The sequence below is a fragment of the Pseudomonas protegens genome, from assembly GCF_013407925.2.
GTDB lineage: Bacteria > Pseudomonadota > Gammaproteobacteria > Pseudomonadales > Pseudomonadaceae > Aquipseudomonas > Aquipseudomonas fluorescens_AP.
This window is the reverse complement of record NZ_CP060201.1, coordinates 1,908,549-1,925,938: the sequence shown is the minus strand read 5'-3', so window position 1 is coordinate 1,925,938 and position 17,390 is coordinate 1,908,549. Positions and strand designations below refer to the sequence as shown.

Genomic DNA, 17,390 nt, shown 5'->3' with positions numbered 1-17,390 from the left:
GGCCGCAAGGCCCGGGGGCAACGAACCTGATGGAATATCTAAAGACATGAGCGACCAACAACTCGACCCGCAAGCCCTGCAACAGGAAGAGAACTCCCTGATCGCCCTGCGCAAGGAAAAGCTTGCTGCCGAGCGCGCCAAGGGCAATGCCTTCCCGAACGACTTCCGCCGCGAAAACTACTGCCAGGACCTGCAGAAGCAGTACGCCGACAAGACCAAGGAAGAGCTCGCAGAGGCGGCGATCCCGGTCAAGGTCGCCGGTCGCATCATGCTCAACCGTGGCTCGTTCATGGTGATCCAGGACATGACCGGTCGCATCCAGGTCTACGTCAACCGCAAGACCCTGTCCGAAGAAACACTGGCCGCGGTGAAAACCTGGGACATGGGCGACATCATTGCCGCCGAAGGCACCCTGGCCCGTTCCGGCAAGGGTGACCTGTACGTTGAAATGACTCACGTGCGCCTGCTGACCAAGTCCCTGCGCCCGCTGCCGGACAAGCACCACGGCCTGACCGACACCGAACAGCGCTACCGCCAGCGCTACGTCGACCTGATCGTCAACGAAGAGGTGCGCCAGACTTTCCGCGTGCGTTCGCAAGTGATCGCGCACATCCGCAGCTTCCTGATGAAGCGCGACTTCCTCGAAGTCGAAACGCCGATGCTGCAGACCATTCCGGGCGGCGCCGCGGCCAAGCCGTTCGAAACCCACCACAACGCCCTGGACATGGAAATGTTCCTGCGTATCGCGCCTGAGCTGTACCTCAAGCGTCTGGTGGTCGGTGGTTTCGAGAAGGTGTTCGAGATCAACCGCAACTTCCGTAACGAAGGCGTTTCGACCCGGCACAACCCTGAATTCACCATGTTGGAGTTCTACCAGGCCTACGCCGACTACGAAGACAACATGGACCTGACCGAAGAGCTGTTCCGTGAACTGGCACAGCTGGTACTGGGCAGCACCGACGTGCCGTATGGCGACAAGGTGTTCCACTTCGGCGAGCCGTTCGCCCGCCTGTCGGTGTTCGACTCGATCCTCAAGTACAACCCCGAGCTGACCGCCGATGATCTGAACGACATCGACAAGGCCCGCGCCATCGCCAAGAAAGCCGGGGCCAAGGTGCTGGGCTTCGAAGGCCTGGGCAAGCTGCAGGTGATGATTTTCGAAGAGCTGGTGGAGCACAAGCTGGAGCAGCCGCACTTCATCACCCAGTACCCGTTCGAAGTGTCGCCGCTGGCTCGTCGCAACGACGACAACCCCAACGTCACCGACCGTTTCGAGCTGTTCATTGGCGGCCGCGAAATCGCCAACGCCTACTCCGAGCTCAATGACGCGGAAGACCAGGCCGAGCGTTTCATGGCCCAGGTGGCGGACAAGGATGCCGGCGACGACGAAGCCATGCACTACGACGCCGACTTCGTCCGTGCCCTGGAGTACGGCATGCCGCCCACCGCCGGTGAAGGTATCGGCATCGACCGCCTGGTGATGCTGCTGACCAACTCGCCGTCGATCCGCGACGTGATCCTGTTCCCGCACATGCGGCCGCAAGCTTAAGCGTTGTGAACAAGAAGCCGCCTTCAACAGGCGGCTTTTTATTGTCTGGCTGGAACTGACGTACCGCTTCTAATTCTGTGTGATTTTTCAGAGGGAATACCTGTCGTGAACCGCGCAATTGCTCAAGAAGGTGCAGCTGGCATCGCCACTGCGGTGGCTGAAAGTGTTCAGTACCAGGGGCGCAAGGCCAGCCGACAGGGCAGTGAACAGCGCAGACAGGAGATTCTCGACGCCGCCATGCGCATTGTCGTGCGTGACGGTGTGCGGGCCGTGCGTCACCGCGCGGTGGCCGCCGAAGCCGGTGTGCCCTTGTCGGCCACCACTTATTACTTCAAGGACATCGATGACCTGCTCACCGATACCTTCGCCCAATACGTCGAGCGCAGCGCGGCGTTCATGGCCAAGCTGTGGGCCAGCAACGAAGGGTTGCTGCGCGAGATGGTCGCCTACGGTGATGGCAGCCCGGCGTCGCGCTCGCAATTGGCCGATGACATTGCCCGCCTGACCGCCGACTACGTCCAGCGTCAGTTGCACACCCGTCGCGAGCACCTGATGGCCGAGCAGGCGTTCCGCCAGGAGGCGCTGCTCAACCCGCGCCTGGCGCAGCTGGTGCGCTCGCACCAGCAGATCCTGCTCCAGGGCACCTGCCAGTTCTTCCAGGTCCTGGGCTCGCGGGAGCCGCAGCAGGATGCCAAGGTGTTGACGTCTATAATCGGCCGGATGGAATATCAGGGCCTGCTCAACGACAGCGAGCCACAGGCGGAGGAGGAGATGCTGGGCATCCTCACCCGCTACATGCACCTGGTGCTGGCTTCGGTCTGATTCATCCGTCCCCGGGCTGGCGCCGCGATTCAGGCGGTGCAGCCGGCGTCAGCGGCTACAGTGATTCTGGTGTTCAAGGGAGAGTGGCATGCAAGCCTGTCGGGTCCTGATGGCTCTGGCGTTTCTTCTGCTCAGTGGTTGCCTGGTGGTCTTCAAGGAGCCGCTGCCGGCCGAGCAGGCAGCGCCTGCCGCGTTGCTGGGCAAATGGGCCAGCCAGAATGCCTGGGGCGAGCCGCTGAACATCGAGGTGCGCCAGATCGGCGCCAACCGCTATCGGGCCGCGAGCTTCCCCGGCGGCATGGCGCGCCCGCGCGACACCTACGAGTTCACGGTGTCGCAACATGGCAATCGCTGGTACCTGTCAGCCGCGGTGCCCCAGGCCTTCGGCGGGCACTACAGCATTGCCGGGTTCGAACTGACGGCCAGGCACGAGCTGGTGCTCTATACCCTGGACCTGGAACAGATTCGCCAGTCCCTGGGTCAAAAGGCCCTGAGCGGGGAGCCCATGCCCACGGCCGAGGGCGAGGGGCTGCTGATCAGCAGTCCGTTGCCCGAGGTCTTCGCTTACCTTGACGATCCCGCCAACTCCGACCTGTTCGTCGAGACGGCACGTTTCAAGCGCGTGGCCCGCTGAGCCTGCGCCACAGACCCAATCAATAGGAACTTCCGGTGGACGATTACCAGCAGACGATACGCACTTTGTCCGATCGCATAGTGCTGGCACAGACCCCGATCCGCGTACTGGATGCGGTGAAGTGGGACGAGAACATCCGCAAGGGCTTTCTCAAGGCCAAGGGCAAGGAGATGCCTGCGGTGGATCGCGCCTATTACGAAGGACGGCCGCTGTCCTTCGATTCCGGAGCGGTAAAGCTGGAATTCCAGAACATCGAGCGCGACATCACCCGGCAGTTGGGGCAGTTCAGCCCGGTGGGGCAGATCATGCGCCGCATGTGCAAGGAATACCGCATGGTGGTGCGCATGCTCGAAGCCCGCGGCACCGGCGACTTCGGGCTGATTTCCCAGGAGCTCTACGGCGCCGCCTCCGATGCCTTCCACGCCGGCGATCCGACCCTGGCGGACCTCGGGCTGATGATGTCCGACTACCTGAACAACATCGACGGGCGCGGCGATCTCAAGGACGAACCCAAGGTGCTCAGTGCCAAGCAGGCGGTCAGCCTGTTGCAGAGCCGGCTGAACAAGGTGTTCGGCGAGGCCGAGGAAACCATCCGCGTGTTCGAGTCCGACGGTATCGTCGCCGACGCCGCGGCGGGCGCTGACTACATCAAGATCCGCAGCGACGCGATGTTCAACGAGCGCGATGTGCGGGCCCTGGAAGTCCATGAGGGACTGGTGCATGTGGGCACCACCCTCAACGGCCTGAACCAGCCGATCTGCACCTTCCTGGCCAAGGGCCCGCCCTCGTCCACGGTGACCCAGGAAGGCCTGGCGATCCTCATGGAAATCATCACCTTCGCTTCCTACCCGAGTCGCCTGCGCAAGTTGACCAACCGCACCCGGGCCATCCACATGGTGGAGGAGGGCGCGGACTTCCTGCAGGTGTTCGAGTTCTTCCGCGAGCAGGGTTTCGAGATGGCCGAGAGCTACGGCAACGCCAGCCGGGTGTTCCGCGGTTCGGTGCCCACAGGGCTGCCGTTTACCAAAGACTTGTCCTATCTCAAGGGCTTCATCATGGTTTACAACTACATTCAGCTGGCCGTGCGCAAGGGCAAGCTGGAGCAGATCCCCTTGCTGTTCTGCGGCAAGACCACCCTGGAAGACATGCGCACCTTGCGCCAGCTGGTGGATGAAGGCCTGGTGGTGCCACCCAAGTACCTGCCGGACCAGTTCCGTGACCTGAATGCCCTGTCGGCCTGGATGTGTTTCTCCAACTTCCTCAACCACCTGAGCCTGGACCGGATCGAGGCGGACTACTCCAATATCCTTTGAATCGTTCCGGGGGGCACACATGGACGTATTGATAGCTGCACGGAGTGGCCGATGATGCGCATCCTGGCCGCGCTGACCCTGTTGCTGTGCCTCAATGGCTGCAGCTCGCTGCTGTTCTATCCCGAACCCGGGCTGCCCTTCACTCCCGAACGGGCCAAGCTTGAATACCGTGACGTGACCCTGACCAGCGCCGATGGCCTCAAGCTGCATGGCTGGTGGCTGCCGGCCAAGCCGGGAGTGGCGGTCAAGGGCACGGTGCTGCACCTGCATGGCAACGGCGGCAACCTGGCCTGGCACCTGGGGGGCAGTTGGTGGCTGCCGGAGCAGGGCTATCAGGTGCTGCTGCTGGACTATCGCGGTTATGGCCTGTCCGAAGGGGCGCCGAGCCTGCCGGCGATCTACCAGGACGTCGATGCCGCGTTCAAGTGGCTGGACCAGGCGCCTGAGGTGCAGGGCAAACCCTTGATCGTGCTCGGACAAAGCCTGGGTGGCGCCCTGGCCATTCACTATCTGGTGGAGCACCCCGAGCGTCAGGCCCGGCTCAAGGCCATCGTCCTCGATGGCGTGCCGGCCAGTTATCGCGATGTCGGGCGTTATGCCCTGAGCACCTCCTGGCTGACCTGGCCGCTGCAGGTGCCGCTGTCGTGGCTGGTGCCGGACGCCGACAGCGCGATCAACTCGCTGCCGCGCCTGACCGGGGTGCCGAAACTCATCTACCACAGCATCGACGATCCGATCGTGCCCCTTTCCAATGGCATCCGCGTGTATCAAGCTGCGCCCCCGCCCAGGGTCCTGCAACTGACCCGCGGCGGCCATGTGCAAACCTTTGCCGATCCGACCTGGCGCAGCGTGATGCTGCGCTACCTCGATGATCCGCAGCATTTCGACGGGTTGCGTCGCCTGGGGGAAATCCCCAATTACCCGACGCCCCCGAATTCAGCCGTTGAACCTCCAGAGAGTCCGCAATGAGTGAAGAACGCAACGCCATTCCAATGATCATCACCGGTATCTGCAGCATCATCGTTACCGTGGGCAGCCTGTGGTACTACGGCTATCTGCACTTCGCCAAACCGGAAGACGCGCTGCTGCTCAGCGACTTCACCATGCTCAAGACCGTGCCGGGCGAGGACTACAAGATCTCCCTGCAACCGGCCGATGAAGTGGCCCAGTGCATCGATGGCGTGCTGGTGCTGTTCGACACCCAGCAGAAGGGCCTGACCGGGGTCCTGGTGAACAAGAAGAAGCAGGCCGTGCGCTGCATGGGCCAGGAGACTCCGCAACTGCAGCAGTGATCGGCTCGCCGGCAAGCCGGCTGCTCAAGGGATAACCGCACACAAAAACGCCGCCGACCTGAAGAGGTCGGCGGCGTTGCGTTTCACCTGCCTATATAAGGCAGGGGCGACATCAGTTGCGGCTGATGGCCGAACGTGGCGCCACCGGCTGGTTGTCGTTGGAAATGGTCACTTCCACCCGACGGTTCATGGCGCGACCGGACACGCTGCCGTTATCGGCCACCGGATATTCCTTGCCATACCCCTGGCTGACGATGCGCGATGGGTCGACGCCCATGCGGATCAGGGCCATCTGTACCGAGCCGGCACGGCGCTCGGACAGGGACTGGTTGTAGGAATCGCTGCCGGTGCTGTCGGTGTAGCCTTCGACGATCACCTTGCGGTCCGGGTTCTGCTGGAGAAATTGCGCCAGCTTGTTGATGTTCACCAGGCCGCTGGACTTCAGGTCGGACTTGTTGGTGGCGAACAGCACGTCACCAAAGGTCACCAGGGTGCCGCGATCGGTCTGCTTGGCGTTGAGGCTGTCCTGCAGCTGCTTGATCTGCGCGTCACGGGCTTCGAGGATCGCGCGGGCGCGCTGGTCGCCGGCGTCCTTGAGCTTGGCTTCGGCGGTGCGCAGGGCGATGGTTTCCTTGGCCACTTCAACCCGCTGGTTGGTCAGGTAGGCCAGTTGGTCGACCTTCTTCTCGTCTTCCTTGTTCAAGTAGGCCTTGTCGGCCTTGTCCATCCAGTCGGCGGCGTCCTTGGTTTCCAGGGCCGCGACTTTGCTCGCCTGCGGGTTGGCTTGCAGGCCGGAGAAGTTGGTCCGGGCGTTTTCCAGGTTGGCGTTGGGCGGGGTGGAGCAGGCCGCCAGGGCTACGCTCATGGCCAACAGGGCAGGGATCATCAGTTGTTTGCGCATAATGGTTCGTCCTTTCAATCAAATACGAGTACGTGGGAATCGGCGGCGGCTTACTGCACGCTGCGCATACCTTCCTGACGCAGTTCCTGAACGCCTTTCTGCGAGTCTTTCAGCGCCTGTTCGGCCTTGGCGGCCTGGGCCTTGCGCTCGGCGACACGGGCGTCCCACTCGGCTTGTTCGGCCAGGCGACGGGCTTCGTCGTACTTCTTGTCGTGCATGGCGATCTCGGCTTGCTTGAGCTTGTCCTGGGCCGACTTCATTTCCACGGCGGCGAACTCGGTGCCGCCTGCGCTCACTGCGCTATTGACCGCAGATTGCGTGACCGCGTACTGCTCGGAAGGCGGGTTACCGGCACAACCGGCCAGTACCATGCTGCTACCGAGGGCCAGCGCGGCCAGCTTCAGCCCGCGCAGAGAGGTGAACGAGGATTTGGCAGTGCTGATCTTCATGGTCTTCAACTCCATTGGGTAACTCCTGAAAAACATCAATATCCATCCCGGTCCTGGCGCCGTGACGCTTAAGTGACGGGCGCTGATGGCAAAATTTGAAACGGCCGTTCCAGTGATGGCTACTGGGTGTGACCCGAGGCTTTTTTGAATAGTTCAGAGAAAGATGGCGATTGGCCGGAAAAAAACTGACGGCTCGGACAAGGCTCTAAATCGGGAACTTTTGCCGTGCAGCGGGGTATGCCCGGCCCTGTTCAGGGCCGGGGAGGATGACGTTCAACAGGCTTTGGAGAAGGCGCCGACTCAGTGCTTCGGCTTGTCGGACGGGCTGGCCATGAGCTGCAGATGCTGGCGTGAAAGGGCCAGAAAGCGCGGTGTCGGACCGATATCTTCGTACAGCGGATCGCCCTCTTCATCGGTGGCCACGACGTGCTGGCCCTGGATGTAGGGAAAGCTCGCCTCCAGCTCTTCCAGGGCGGCGCCGATCAGTTCGCCGAGCAATTCCTCGGTCTGGCGTTTGGGGTACATCTCGGAGAGGGCGGCCAGGCGCGCGGCGGCTTCCACGTCCAGGTGAATCCGGTAGGCGGTCTTGCTCAGGCGCCCCTTGGCGTTTTCTTCCCAGTGTTGTGCGAGTTCACGGATTTTCATGCTGACCTCGATGAACGCCTGCTCGTGGCAGGTTGGGTTGAGTGACCGGCCGGGGCCGGTGCGTGGCCCTTGTGCGGCCTACCCTTGAGATTAGCCCCTGCGGCCAGGGTTGCCCGGGATCAGCTCGCAGGCTTGCTAAGGCAGGCGTGCAGGCGGCACTCTTGAGCCTTCCGTGCCGCCTTGAGTCTGCTGGAGAACACCTCGATGACCGATATTGATGCGCGCTTGCGCGAAGACGTTCACCTCTTGGGCGAACTGTTGGGCAATACCATCCGTGATCAGTACGGGGAGGCTTTCCTCGACAAGATCGAGCAGATCCGCAAGGGCGCCAAGGCCGATCGCCGGGGCTCGCCCGGGGCCGAATTGAGTGCCAGTCTCGACTCGCTGAGCGAAGACGAATTGCTGCCGGTGGCGCGGGCCTTCAACCAGTTCCTCAACCTGGCGAACATCGCCGAGCAGTATCAGTTGATTCACCGCCGCGACGAGTCGCAACCGGCGCCCTTCGAAGCCCGGGTGCTGCCGGAGCTGCTGGCGCGGTTGCGGGCCGAGGGGCACTCCGCCGACGCCCTGGCCCGGCAGTTGGCGCGTCTGGAGATCGAGCTGGTGCTCACCGCCCACCCTACCGAAGTGGCGCGCCGCACCCTGATCCAGAAATACGATGCGATTGCCGCGCAGTTGGCGGCCCAGGACCATCGCGATCTGACCAGCGCCGAGCGCGGGCAGATCCAGGAACGCCTGCAACGACTGATCGCCGAAGCCTGGCACACCGAGGAAATTCGCCGTACCCGGCCGACCCCGGTGGATGAGGCCAAGTGGGGCTTTGCGGTGATCGAGCATTCGCTGTGGCAAGCGATCCCCAATTACCTGCGCAAGGCCGACAAGGCGCTGTTTGAAGCCACCGGCCTGCGTTTGCCCCTGGAGTCGGCGCCGATCCGTTTCGCTTCGTGGATGGGCGGCGACCGCGACGGCAACCCCAATGTCACCGCCAGCGTGACCCGCGAAGTGTTGCTGCTGGCGCGCTGGATGGCCGCCGATCTGTATCTGCGTGACGTCGATCACCTGGCCGCCGAGTTGTCCATGCAGCAGGCCAGCCCGGCCCTGCTGGCCAAGGCCGGGGACAGTGCCGAGCCCTATCGCGCGCTGCTCAAGCAACTGCGCGAGCGCCTGCGGGCCACCCGCAACTGGGCCCAGGCGGCGCTGGGCGCGGCGGTGCCGGCCGGGCCCGAGGTGTTGCAGAACAATCGCGATCTGCTGGAGCCCTTGCAGCTGTGCTACCAGTCGCTGCACGAATGCGGCATGGGCGTGATTGCCGACGGTCCGTTGCTTGACTGTTTGCGCCGGGCGGTGACGTTCGGCCTGTTCCTGGTGCGCCTGGATGTGCGTCAGGACTCCAGTCGGCATACCTCGGCCATGACCGAGATCACCGATTACCTGGGCCTGGGTCGCTATGCCGACTGGAGCGAAGAGGACCGCATCACGTTCCTCAATCGCGAACTGGCCAGTCGGCGGCCGTTGTTGCCGGGCTACTTCAAGCCATCGGCGGACACTGCCGAAGTGCTCGCCACCTGTCGCGAGATCGCCCAGGCGCCGGCGGCGTCCCTGGGGTCCTACGTGATTTCCATGGCCGGAGCGGCCTCCGATGTGCTGGCGGTGCAATTGCTGCTCAAGGAGTCCGGGGTGCTGCGGCCGATGCGCGTGGTGCCGCTGTTCGAAACCCTGGCGGACCTGGACAACGCCGGCCCGGTGATGGAGACGCTGCTGCACCTACCGGGCTATCGCTCGCGGCTGCAGGGGCCTCAGGAGGTGATGATCGGCTACTCGGATTCGGCCAAGGATGCCGGGACCACCGCTGCCGCCTGGGCGCAGTATCGGGCGCAGGAGCGGCTGGTGGATATCTGCCGTGAACAACAGGTGGAACTGCTGCTGTTCCACGGTCGCGGCGGTACGGTGGGGCGCGGCGGCGGTCCGGCCCACGCGGCGATCCTGTCGCAGCCGCCGGGTTCGGTGGCGGGGCGCTTCCGCACCACCGAGCAGGGGGAAATGATCCGTTTCAAATTCGGCCTGCCGGACATCGCCGAGCAGAACCTCAACCTCTACCTGGCAGCGGTGCTGGAGGCGACCCTGCTGCCACCACCACCACCGGAGCCGGCCTGGCGTCACCTGATGGACGAGCTGGCCAGCGATGGGGTCCAGGCCTATCGCGCGGTGGTGCGGGACAATCCGCAATTCGTCGAGTACTTCCGCCAGTCCACCCCGGAGCAGGAGTTGGGCCGCCTGCCCCTGGGCAGTCGACCGGCCAAGCGCCGGGCGGGTGGGATTGAAAGCCTGCGGGCGATCCCGTGGATCTTCGGCTGGACCCAGACCCGCCTGATGCTGCCGGCGTGGCTCGGCTGGGAGGCCGCCTTGAGCAAGGCGCTGGCCCGGGGCGAGGGTGAGTTGCTGGGGCAGATGCGCGAGCGATGGCCGTTCTTCCGCACCCGCATCGATATGCTGGAAATGGTGCTGGCCAAGGCCGATGCGGACATTGCCCGCTCCTATGACGAGCGCCTGGTGGAGGCGGAACTGCTGCCATTGGGGGCGCATTTACGCGACCTATTGTCGCAGGCCTGCGCGGTGGTCCTGGGGTTGACCGGACAGTCGCAATTGCTGGCCCACAGCCCCGATACCCTGGAGTTCATCCGCCTGCGCAATACCTACCTGGATCCGCTGCACCTGCTGCAGGCGGAGCTGCTGGCGCGCTCGCGCAAGCAGGAGGCGCCGCAGGGAAGCCCCGTGGAACAGGCGTTGCTGGTCTCCGTGGCCGGTATCGCCGCCGGTTTGCGCAATACCGGCTGAGGCGGCAGGGGGCTGTTTGCCTGCTCTGGCGCAGCCCCGATCAGGACAAACCCAAGGTGTCGCTCAGATTCATCTGGCGACACTTTGTTATGGGGTTGCGACTTGTTCTACCCGGCCAAAGTGGCACAAAAAGGCCGGGTTCCTCCGACTTTCGACTGCTTGTGCGGGCTGTGTCGGCTGTGTATCTTGATCAGCCTTTGGCCGTTTGGGCGGTCATCACCCTATTTTTGAGATTGGCCCCACGAGGCGAATCCGAGCGTTTCTAAATAAAAAATTGAGGAGCACATCGATGCGCGTAATTCTGCTGGGAGCTCCCGGGGCCGGTAAAGGTACTCAGGCAAAGTTCATCACCGAAAAGTTCGGCATTCCACAGATCTCCACCGGCGACATGCTGCGTGCCGCGGTCAAGGCCGGCACCGAGCTGGGCCTGAAGGCCAAGAGCGTGATGGACAGCGGTGGCCTGGTGTCCGACGACCTGATCATCAACCTGGTCAAGGAGCGCATCAGCCAGCCTGACTGTGCCAAGGGTTTCCTGTTCGACGGTTTCCCGCGCACCATTCCTCAGGCCGAAGCACTGGTCAAGGCCGGTGTGGAACTGGATAACGTGGTGGAAATCGCGGTCGACGACGAAGAGATCGTCCAGCGTATCGCCGGTCGCCGTGTACACGAGGCCTCGGGCCGCGTGTACCACACCGTCTACAACCCGCCGAAGACTGCCGGCAAGGACGACATCACCGGTGAAGACCTGGTGCAGCGCAAGGACGACACCGAAGAAACCGTGCGTCATCGTCTGTCGGTCTACCACTCCCAGACCAAGCCGCTGGTGGAGTTCTACCAGCAACTGGCCTCGACCCAGGGCAAGCCGAAGTACAGCCACATCCCAGGTGTTGGCTCGGTGGAAGTGATCACTGCCAAGGTACTTGAAGCCCTGAGCTGAATTGCCTGATCGTTTGATCGTTCAACGGCCCGCTTGCGGGCCGTTGCTGTTTATAATGCGTCACTTTTTTCAATGCCGATGGAACCCCGAATGAGCACCTTGCTGGCCCTGGACACCGCGACTGAAGCTTGCTCCGTTGCTTTGCTGCATGACGGCAAGGTCACGAGTCATTACGAGGTGATCCCGCGCCTGCATGCGCAGAAGCTGTTGCCGATGATCAAGGAACTGCTGGCCAATGCCGGTACCACCCTGCAGGCGGTGGATGCCATCGCCTTTGGCCGTGGCCCGGGCGCCTTCACCGGCGTGCGGATCGCCATTGGCGTGGTGCAGGGGCTGGCCTTCGCCCTGGAGCGTCCGGTGCTGCCGGTGTCCAACCTGGCGGTGCTGGCCCAGCGCGCGTTGCGTGAGCACGGTGCGACCCAGGTGGCCGCGGCCATCGATGCGCGCATGGATGAAGTCTATTGGGGCTGCTATCGGGAAACGGCCGGCGAGATGCGTCTGGTGGGGGCCGAGGCGGTATTGCCGCCGGAAGTCGCGGCCTTGCCGGAAGACGCCGCTGGCGACTGGTTTGGCGCGGGCACGGGCTGGGGGTATGGCGAGCGCATTGCCGTGCCGCTCAGCGCTCAGGACGCGGGCATGCTGCCCCATGCCGAAGACCTGCTGACCTTGGCGAGATTTGCCTGGGAGCGGGGCGAGGCGATCGTCGCCGATGAGGCACAACCGGTCTATCTGCGGGATAAGGTGGCCACGCCCAAAGCCCGTTGAGGGCTGTCCAAGTGGTTGCGGTTGTTCAGATTTATGCTGCTGGCAGCCGCCAATCGTCTGGTTTTGTGCATCGCTCTTGCCCGGTTTTAAACCTTTTGGCTTTTCTGTGTTCTAGTTATCACTCGGGCATTTGCTAAGTCGCAGCGGTGCCGCTAAATTGCCATCATTGACCCCGGGCTTTTCAGTATGCGCATAGACGGCATCTCCTCGCAGTCCTACCCCATCAAGCGCAAGCCTCGCAAAGGCCCGGTGCTGGTAGATGAGTCCCTGGATGATGCCGATGCCGACGCCGTCGACGTCCAGTCCGAACCCCAGAGCCGTTCCCAGGCTTCTGCCCCCCGCACCGGTAATCTCCCCGCCCGTCCACAGGACATGATCTTCCAGCGCGCGATGAAAAAGAGCGTGGCCAATGCCCTGGCCAGCTACTTGACCACCGCCGGCTTTGTCGATTGGGATCTGGAAGTGGTAGGGCTCGACCTGCACATCTGATGCTGCCTTATTTCCTCGGTTGTCCTTCCTGGAGCGAAAACGCCTGGCGTGAGTACCTGTATCCGCAAGACGCCCGGGCGAATGATTTTCTCGGCCTGTATTCGCAGGTCTTCAACGCCGTCGAAGGCAACACCACCTTCTATGCCCGCCCCGCGCCGACGACGGTGCAGCGCTGGGCCGAGATCATGCCCGAGCACTTTCGCTTCACCGCCAAGTTTCCCGGCGACATCAGTCACGGCGGTGACCTGCGCCAGCAGTTGAGCGCGGCCGAGAGCTTCATTCAATTGCTCAGCCCCCTGGGTGACCGGGTATCGCCCCTGTGGTTGCAACTGCCGGCCAGCTTCGCGCCTCAGCGACTGGCGGAGCTGGCGGGTTTTATCGAGGGCCTGCAGCGGCCACTGGCGGTGGAGGTCCGGCACCCGGAATTCTTTGCCAAGGGCGATGCCGAGCGCATGCTCAACCGATTGTTGCGTGAGCGGGGTGTCGAGCGTATCTGCCTGGATCCGCGGGCCTTGTTCAGTTGCACCTCCAGTGCTCCGGCGGTGCTGCATGCGCAGTCGAAAAAGCCCCGGGTGCCGCCACGTCCGGCGGCTTTCACGCAGTTTCCCCAGGTGCGTTTCATCGGCCATCCGGAGCTGGAGGCCAATGATCCGTTTCTGCTGCCCTGGATCGACAAGGTGGCCACCTGGATCGAGGAAGGGCGCACGCCCTATGTGTTCCTGCACACTTCCGACAACCGCTTGGCCGCTGAACTGGCCCGGCGCTTTCACGCTCGGCTGATGCAACGTTTGCCTGGCTTGCCCGCGTTGCCTGAGTTATACAGAGAGCCCGCCGCGGAGCAGCTCGGCCTGCTCTGAGGCGCCTTCATGGCCTTCTTCAGGAGCGAGCAAATGGACGCGCAATCCCTTCGAGCCAACGCTTTCAAGGCCCTGCACGAGCGTGCCGGTGCCTTTGTCATTCCCAATCCCTGGGATGCCGGTTCCGCGAGGATGCTGGCCGGCCTTGGTTTCGAGGCGCTGGCCACCACCAGCGCGGGCTATGCCTTCTCTCTGGGGCGTCCGGATGCCGAGGGCGCGGTGAGCCTGGAAGATACCTTGAACAACGTCCGCGGGATTGTCGGCGCCAGCAGCCTGCCGGTGGCGGTGGACCTGGAAAACGGTTTTTCCGACACTCCTGAAGGCTGTGCCCAGGCTTTGTTGCTGGCGGCGGCCAGTGGCGTGGTGGGCGGTTCGATCGAGGATGCCAGTGGACGTGCCGACCAGCCCATTTATGACTTCAATCTGGCCGTGGAGCGTATCGAGGCCTGTGTGGCCGCAGCCCGCAGCCTGCCATTTCCCTTCACCCTGACGGCTCGGGCAGAGAATCTGCTCCACGGTCGCGACGATCTGCCTGACACCATCCGCCGGCTGCAGGCCTTTGCCGAAGCCGGGGCCGATGTGCTCTACGCACCGGGGTTGCGCAGTGCCGAGGATATCCTGCAAGTGGTGCGGGCCGTGGCCCCCCGGCCGGTGAACGTGCTGATGGCCGGCGGCCTCAACCTGAGCGTGACGCAACTGGCGGAGCTGGGGGTCAAGCGCATCAGCGTCGGTTCGGCCATGGCTCGCGCGGCCTATGGGGCGTTCTACCGCGCGGCTGAGGACATTCGCGATCACGGTCGCTTCGATTTCGCCGAGCGGGCGATGCCGTTCCAACAGATCAATCAATTGTTCAAGCAGCCATGAATAGGGAGTTTGTGTGCGGAGGCTGAAAGTGCTGGGCGCCCTGTTGCTGCTGGGCGCCCTGTTGTTGATCGGCATCCGCCTGGGCTGGTTGCCGGTGGCTGATGCGTGGAACCCCTGGGCGCCATTGGATGTGCAGGCCAAGCCCAATCTACTGACCCGTTTCAAGCTGGCGCGGCTGCGGGACGATCCGCAGCTGTGCGATCAGGTGTTGGCGCGCTCCGGTTTGCGCACCAGCCGCCAACCCGACAGTCGTGGCGATGTGGCCTGTCCGCTGAGCAATACCTTGCGGGTGCAAGGTGGTGCAGTTGCGTTGAGCAGCAGCTTTCTCGCCAGTTGCCCGCTGGCCGTGGCTTTTGCCCTGTTTGAGCGTCATGGGCTGCAGCCGGCGGCGCAGGCGGTGTATGGGCAGTCGGTGGCGCGGGTCGATCACCTGGGCAGCTTTGCCTGCCGCAATATGTATAGCCGCGAAAAGGCGGCGCGCAGTCAGCATGCCAGCGCCAATGCCCTGGATATCGCCGGCTTTCGTTTGAGCGATGGACGCAGTATCAGCGTGCTGCGGGACTGGCCCAGGGACAGCAACGAAGGGCGCTTTTTGCGCTTGGCCCGGGACGGCGCCTGCGATGCGTTCAATGTGGTGCTGGGGCCGGACTACAACAGCGCGCACCGCAACCATTTCCATCTGGATGTAGGGCCTTGGTGGGTGTGTCGCTAAAGCGCGGCTCAGGCGGCGATGCGCAGGTTCTGCAGGATCAGCGGGCGTGCCCAGCCGATGTCGAAGTCCATCTGCCGTTGCTGTTCGATGAGTTCTTCCGGCGGGAACGGTTCGGCCGGCTTGTCCAGTAGATCCAGCTCGAATTCGGCAATTGGCAGGTGCAGAGGGCGCGGCTCCGGTGCCGGGCCGGGAGCGGGCACTGGCTGGCCGGCATTGAGCACGAGCGGCCGCACCCAGCCACTTTCGAAGTCCTGCTGGCGTTGCTGGGCGATGATTTCTTCCGGCGGGAAAGGCGCAGCGGGTTTGTCCAGCAGATCCAGTTCGAATTCGGCAATCGGCAGGAACAGCGGCTCGGGAGGGCGGACTTCGGTTTCCTGCACGTCGCAGTGGCGCTGATTGACGATCTGCGTCAGCACATCGCTGCCGCCCGCCGGTTCTACCGGGCCGTCGACGGCAACTGCCGGCAGCCCTTCAACGCTCGCGCCATCTCCCCGTTGCTCGGCCAGGGCCTGGGCAAAGAAGTCCTGCCACAGATGGCTGACGCCGCTCAGTGCCTGGGAGTTGCGTAGGCCATAGTCGCCGTGGCGAGAGATATAACCTATCGATGTGCGTTGAATGTCTGACATTGCTCTCGGTCGACGCTTGAGCTCTGGCAAAATGGCCGATAGTTCTGTTATCGGCAGTTTTTGCCGATCATTAATTTTTTGAGTGTGGTTTCAGATGAATGAGCAACCCGCGGCCTGCCGCATCCACGTCGAGGCCCTGGGCGCTGGCTTCGAGCCCCTGGCGCGGCAATGGGCCGAGCGCCTGGGGCTGCCCTTGCAGATCGACGAGCCGGAGTTCGCCCTGCAGGTCGGTGAGCAGGGCCTGCAATTGCAGCAACTGGGGGCCGATGCGCCGGGGCCGGTACGGGTCGACTTCGTGGAAGGCGGCGCGGCCCATCGACGCCTGTATGGCGGTGGCAGCGGACAGATGATCGCCAAGGCGGTGGGGGTGGCGCAAGGCGTGCGGCCTCGAGTGCTGGATGCCACGGCGGGGTTGGGCAAGGACGGTTTTGTCCTGGCCACCCTTGGGTGCGAGATGAGCCTGATCGAACGCCAGCCGTTGATTGGCGCGCTGCTGGAAGACGGCCTGGCCCGTGCCGCGCTGGACGCCGAAGTGGCGCCGATCGTGGCTCGCATGCAGTTGCTCAAGGGCAACTCCATCGAGCTGATGCGCAACTGGGAGGGCGAGCCGCCCCAGGTGATCTACCTCGATCCGATGTTTCCTCATCGGGAAAAAAGCGCCTTGGTGAAAAAGGAAATGCGCCTGTTCCGCCCGCTGGTGGGGGATGACAACGATGCGCCAGCGCTGCTGGCCGCAGCCCTGGCCCTGGCCAGCCATCGGGTGGTGGTCAAGCGTCCGCGCAAGGCACCCTGCATTGACGGACCCAAGCCGAGTCACGGGCTGGAGGGCAAGTCCAGCCGCTATGACATCTATCCGAAGAAGGCCCTCAAGGCCTGAATCCGATCTAGGCAGTTTCAGGGGAGGGCTCCTGGTTGTAGGCGCCGGCTTGCCGGCGAAGGCGATCCAGGGCCTCTTCGCTGGCAAGCCAGCTCCTACGCCAGCCAGCTCCTGCACATGCCGGTTTTTATGGCCGGTAGGCGCGGATGAACAGCGCCACCACTTCCTGCACGTGCTCTTCCGCCGCGGCGCCCTTCAACGGCTCGCCGCAGCCATAGAGCAGGCGGAAGTTGGCCCCGCCCTTGAGCATGCAGAAGAAGTGTTCGGCGGCATTGCGCGGCTTGTCGATGTGCAAGGTGCCCAACTCATTGATTCGCCTCAGCAGCCGTTCCATGCCTTGCAACACGCGCTCCGGGCCGGCCTCGATGAACATCTGCGAGAGCTTGGGATCCTGGTTGCCCAGGGCCATGATCAGGCGATGCAGGTTCACCGACTCGTCGCTGTTGATCAGTTGGTGAAAGCCTCGGGCGATGTTCAGCAGGACGCCTTCCACCGACGTGTCGGGCGTCAGTTCGTAGATCAGCGTCGGCAGCTGTTCTTCGCACTTGGCCACCACCGCGGCGGTGAACAGGGTCTCCTTGTCATTGAAGTGGCTATACACCGTGAGCTTTGAAACGCCGGCTTCGGCGGCGACCGCATCCATGCTGGTACTGGCGTAGCCATTGCTCAGAAACAGGTTTTTCGCTGCTTCGAGGATGGCCTGGCGCTTGGCCAGATCCTTGGGCCTGCCTGGCCCAACGTTTGCGGAGAGATTGTCGGACATTTTTCGCTGTTAATACTGGACTGGTGAGTTTGCTATTAATAACATACCGGCCAGTATAAT

Annotated in this window: 19 protein-coding genes; 14 read left to right on the top strand and 5 right to left on the bottom strand. The window is 63.3% G+C overall.

The window, feature by feature from the left end; genetic code table 11:
• Positions 1-46: 46 nt before the first annotated feature.
• The 6 genes from lysS (at position 47) to GGI48_RS09085 (ending at position 5,610) form a co-directional block, all read left to right on the top strand.
• Positions 47-1,549 carry a lysine--tRNA ligase gene (lysS, locus tag GGI48_RS09110; RefSeq protein WP_016967765.1) on the top strand — a complete coding sequence of 501 codons (1,503 nt, stop codon included), beginning with the start codon at positions 47-49 and terminating at the stop codon, positions 1,547-1,549.
• Positions 1,550-1,654: 105 nt separating this feature from the next.
• Positions 1,655-2,371 (top strand): TetR/AcrR family transcriptional regulator, encoded by a 717-nt coding sequence (locus GGI48_RS09105; RefSeq protein WP_016967764.1) that lies wholly within the window; start codon positions 1,655-1,657, stop codon positions 2,369-2,371.
• Positions 2,372-2,459: 88 nt separating this feature from the next.
• On the top strand, positions 2,460-3,005 hold the full coding sequence (locus tag GGI48_RS09100; protein ID WP_103741042.1) for a hypothetical protein: 546 nt from the start codon (positions 2,460-2,462) through the stop codon (positions 3,003-3,005).
• A 35-nt stretch (positions 3,006-3,040) separates the two neighbouring features.
• The gene (locus GGI48_RS09095; protein ID WP_016967762.1) at positions 3,041-4,318 is read left to right on the top strand and encodes a flavohemoglobin expression-modulating QEGLA motif protein; all 1,278 of its coding nucleotides are present in this window, start codon (positions 3,041-3,043) and stop codon (positions 4,316-4,318) included.
• A gap of 54 nt (positions 4,319-4,372) precedes the next feature.
• A complete protein-coding gene (locus GGI48_RS09090) occupies positions 4,373-5,287 on the top strand; it encodes an alpha/beta hydrolase (RefSeq protein WP_047302184.1) in 915 nt (304 codons plus the stop codon).
• Positions 5,284-5,610, top strand: a complete 327-nt coding sequence (locus GGI48_RS09085) for a hypothetical protein (protein WP_016967760.1) — start codon at positions 5,284-5,286, stop codon at positions 5,608-5,610. The genes GGI48_RS09090 and GGI48_RS09085 overlap by 4 nt, the downstream gene beginning before the upstream one ends.
• Positions 5,611-5,722: 112 nt before the next feature.
• Here the strand turns inward: GGI48_RS09085 and GGI48_RS09080 are convergent, their stop codons facing one another.
• The 3 genes from GGI48_RS09080 to GGI48_RS09070 form a co-directional block, all read right to left on the bottom strand.
• The gene (locus tag GGI48_RS09080; protein ID WP_016967759.1) at positions 5,723-6,511 is read right to left on the bottom strand and encodes an OmpA family protein; all 789 of its coding nucleotides are present in this window, start codon (positions 6,509-6,511) and stop codon (positions 5,723-5,725) included.
• A gap of 50 nt (positions 6,512-6,561) precedes the next feature.
• The gene (locus GGI48_RS09075) at positions 6,562-6,975 is read right to left on the bottom strand and encodes a DUF4398 domain-containing protein (protein ID WP_016967758.1); all 414 of its coding nucleotides are present in this window, start codon (positions 6,973-6,975) and stop codon (positions 6,562-6,564) included.
• Positions 6,976-7,260: 285 nt separating this feature from the next.
• On the bottom strand, positions 7,261-7,605 hold the full coding sequence (locus GGI48_RS09070) for a pilin assembly protein (RefSeq protein ID WP_103741043.1): 345 nt from the start codon (positions 7,603-7,605) through the stop codon (positions 7,261-7,263).
• A gap of 204 nt (positions 7,606-7,809) precedes the next feature.
• On the opposite strand from GGI48_RS09070, the gene ppc reads away from it, so the two are divergent.
• The 7 genes from ppc to GGI48_RS09035 all read left to right on the top strand — a co-directional run bounded on the left by ppc (position 7,810) and on the right by GGI48_RS09035 (position 15,064).
• The gene (gene ppc, locus GGI48_RS09065; RefSeq protein WP_047302017.1) at positions 7,810-10,440 is read left to right on the top strand and encodes a phosphoenolpyruvate carboxylase; all 2,631 of its coding nucleotides are present in this window, start codon (positions 7,810-7,812) and stop codon (positions 10,438-10,440) included.
• 289 nt (positions 10,441-10,729) lie between these two features.
• Positions 10,730-11,377, top strand: a complete 648-nt coding sequence (gene adk / locus GGI48_RS09060; protein ID WP_016967755.1) for an adenylate kinase — start codon at positions 10,730-10,732, stop codon at positions 11,375-11,377.
• Between the two features lie 90 nt (positions 11,378-11,467).
• A complete protein-coding gene (gene tsaB, locus GGI48_RS09055) occupies positions 11,468-12,142 on the top strand; it encodes a tRNA (adenosine(37)-N6)-threonylcarbamoyltransferase complex dimerization subunit type 1 TsaB (RefSeq protein ID WP_179597917.1) in 675 nt (224 codons plus the stop codon).
• Between the two features lie 186 nt (positions 12,143-12,328).
• Positions 12,329-12,631 carry a hypothetical protein gene (locus GGI48_RS09050; protein WP_179597915.1) on the top strand — a complete coding sequence of 101 codons (303 nt, stop codon included), beginning with the start codon at positions 12,329-12,331 and terminating at the stop codon, positions 12,629-12,631.
• Positions 12,628-13,488, top strand: a complete 861-nt coding sequence (locus tag GGI48_RS09045) for a DUF72 domain-containing protein (RefSeq protein WP_047302186.1) — start codon at positions 12,628-12,630, stop codon at positions 13,486-13,488. The genes GGI48_RS09050 and GGI48_RS09045 overlap by 4 nt, the downstream gene beginning before the upstream one ends.
• Before the next feature lie 33 nt (positions 13,489-13,521).
• Positions 13,522-14,352, top strand: a complete 831-nt coding sequence (locus GGI48_RS09040; RefSeq protein ID WP_047302021.1) for an oxaloacetate decarboxylase — start codon at positions 13,522-13,524, stop codon at positions 14,350-14,352.
• Positions 14,353-14,365: 13 nt separating this feature from the next.
• Positions 14,366-15,064, top strand: a complete 699-nt coding sequence (locus GGI48_RS09035; protein WP_047302023.1) for an extensin family protein — start codon at positions 14,366-14,368, stop codon at positions 15,062-15,064.
• Positions 15,065-15,072: 8 nt separating this feature from the next.
• Here GGI48_RS09035 and GGI48_RS09030 read toward each other — a convergent pair whose 3' ends face one another.
• Entirely contained in the window at positions 15,073-15,690 is a 618-nt protein-coding gene (locus GGI48_RS09030) for a hypothetical protein (RefSeq protein WP_042942077.1), read from the bottom strand.
• A gap of 94 nt (positions 15,691-15,784) precedes the next feature.
• Here GGI48_RS09030 and GGI48_RS09025 point away from each other — a divergent pair, with 94 nt between their 5' ends.
• Positions 15,785-16,567: a class I SAM-dependent methyltransferase gene (locus GGI48_RS09025; protein ID WP_016967748.1), complete on the top strand. Its 783-nt coding sequence runs from the start codon at positions 15,785-15,787 to the stop codon at positions 16,565-16,567.
• Between the two features lie 127 nt (positions 16,568-16,694).
• Here the strand turns inward: GGI48_RS09025 and GGI48_RS09020 are convergent, their stop codons facing one another.
• The gene (locus tag GGI48_RS09020; protein ID WP_016967747.1) at positions 16,695-17,330 is read right to left on the bottom strand and encodes a TetR/AcrR family transcriptional regulator; all 636 of its coding nucleotides are present in this window, start codon (positions 17,328-17,330) and stop codon (positions 16,695-16,697) included.
• Positions 17,331-17,390: the final 60 nt, after the last annotated feature.

What these genes read in the sequence shown, in the direction of transcription:
- GGI48_RS09090 (WP_047302184.1), top strand. Translation starts at nt 4,373, where the DNA reads ATGCGCATCCTGGCCGCGCTGACCCTGTTGCTGTGCCTCAATGGCTGC.
- GGI48_RS09040 (WP_047302021.1), top strand. Translation starts at nt 13,522, where the DNA reads ATGGACGCGCAATCCCTTCGAGCCAACGCTTTCAAGGCCCTGCACGAG.
- GGI48_RS09100 (WP_103741042.1), top strand. Translation starts at nt 2,460, where the DNA reads ATGCAAGCCTGTCGGGTCCTGATGGCTCTGGCGTTTCTTCTGCTCAGT.
- lysS (WP_016967765.1), top strand. Translation starts at nt 47, where the DNA reads ATGAGCGACCAACAACTCGACCCGCAAGCCCTGCAACAGGAAGAGAAC.
- GGI48_RS09050 (WP_179597915.1), top strand. Translation starts at nt 12,329, where the DNA reads ATGCGCATAGACGGCATCTCCTCGCAGTCCTACCCCATCAAGCGCAAG.
- GGI48_RS09080 (WP_016967759.1), bottom strand. Translation starts at nt 6,511, where the DNA reads ATGCGCAAACAACTGATGATCCCTGCCCTGTTGGCCATGAGCGTAGCC.
- GGI48_RS09025 (WP_016967748.1), top strand. Translation starts at nt 15,785, where the DNA reads ATGAATGAGCAACCCGCGGCCTGCCGCATCCACGTCGAGGCCCTGGGC.
- GGI48_RS09075 (WP_016967758.1), bottom strand. Translation starts at nt 6,975, where the DNA reads ATGGAGTTGAAGACCATGAAGATCAGCACTGCCAAATCCTCGTTCACC.
- GGI48_RS09030 (WP_042942077.1), bottom strand. Translation starts at nt 15,690, where the DNA reads ATGTCAGACATTCAACGCACATCGATAGGTTATATCTCTCGCCACGGC.
- GGI48_RS09085 (WP_016967760.1), top strand. Translation starts at nt 5,284, where the DNA reads ATGAGTGAAGAACGCAACGCCATTCCAATGATCATCACCGGTATCTGC.
- GGI48_RS09070 (WP_103741043.1), bottom strand. Translation starts at nt 7,605, where the DNA reads ATGAAAATCCGTGAACTCGCACAACACTGGGAAGAAAACGCCAAGGGG.
- GGI48_RS09020 (WP_016967747.1), bottom strand. Translation starts at nt 17,330, where the DNA reads ATGTCCGACAATCTCTCCGCAAACGTTGGGCCAGGCAGGCCCAAGGAT.
- adk (WP_016967755.1), top strand. Translation starts at nt 10,730, where the DNA reads ATGCGCGTAATTCTGCTGGGAGCTCCCGGGGCCGGTAAAGGTACTCAG.
- tsaB (WP_179597917.1), top strand. Translation starts at nt 11,468, where the DNA reads ATGAGCACCTTGCTGGCCCTGGACACCGCGACTGAAGCTTGCTCCGTT.
- ppc (WP_047302017.1), top strand. Translation starts at nt 7,810, where the DNA reads ATGACCGATATTGATGCGCGCTTGCGCGAAGACGTTCACCTCTTGGGC.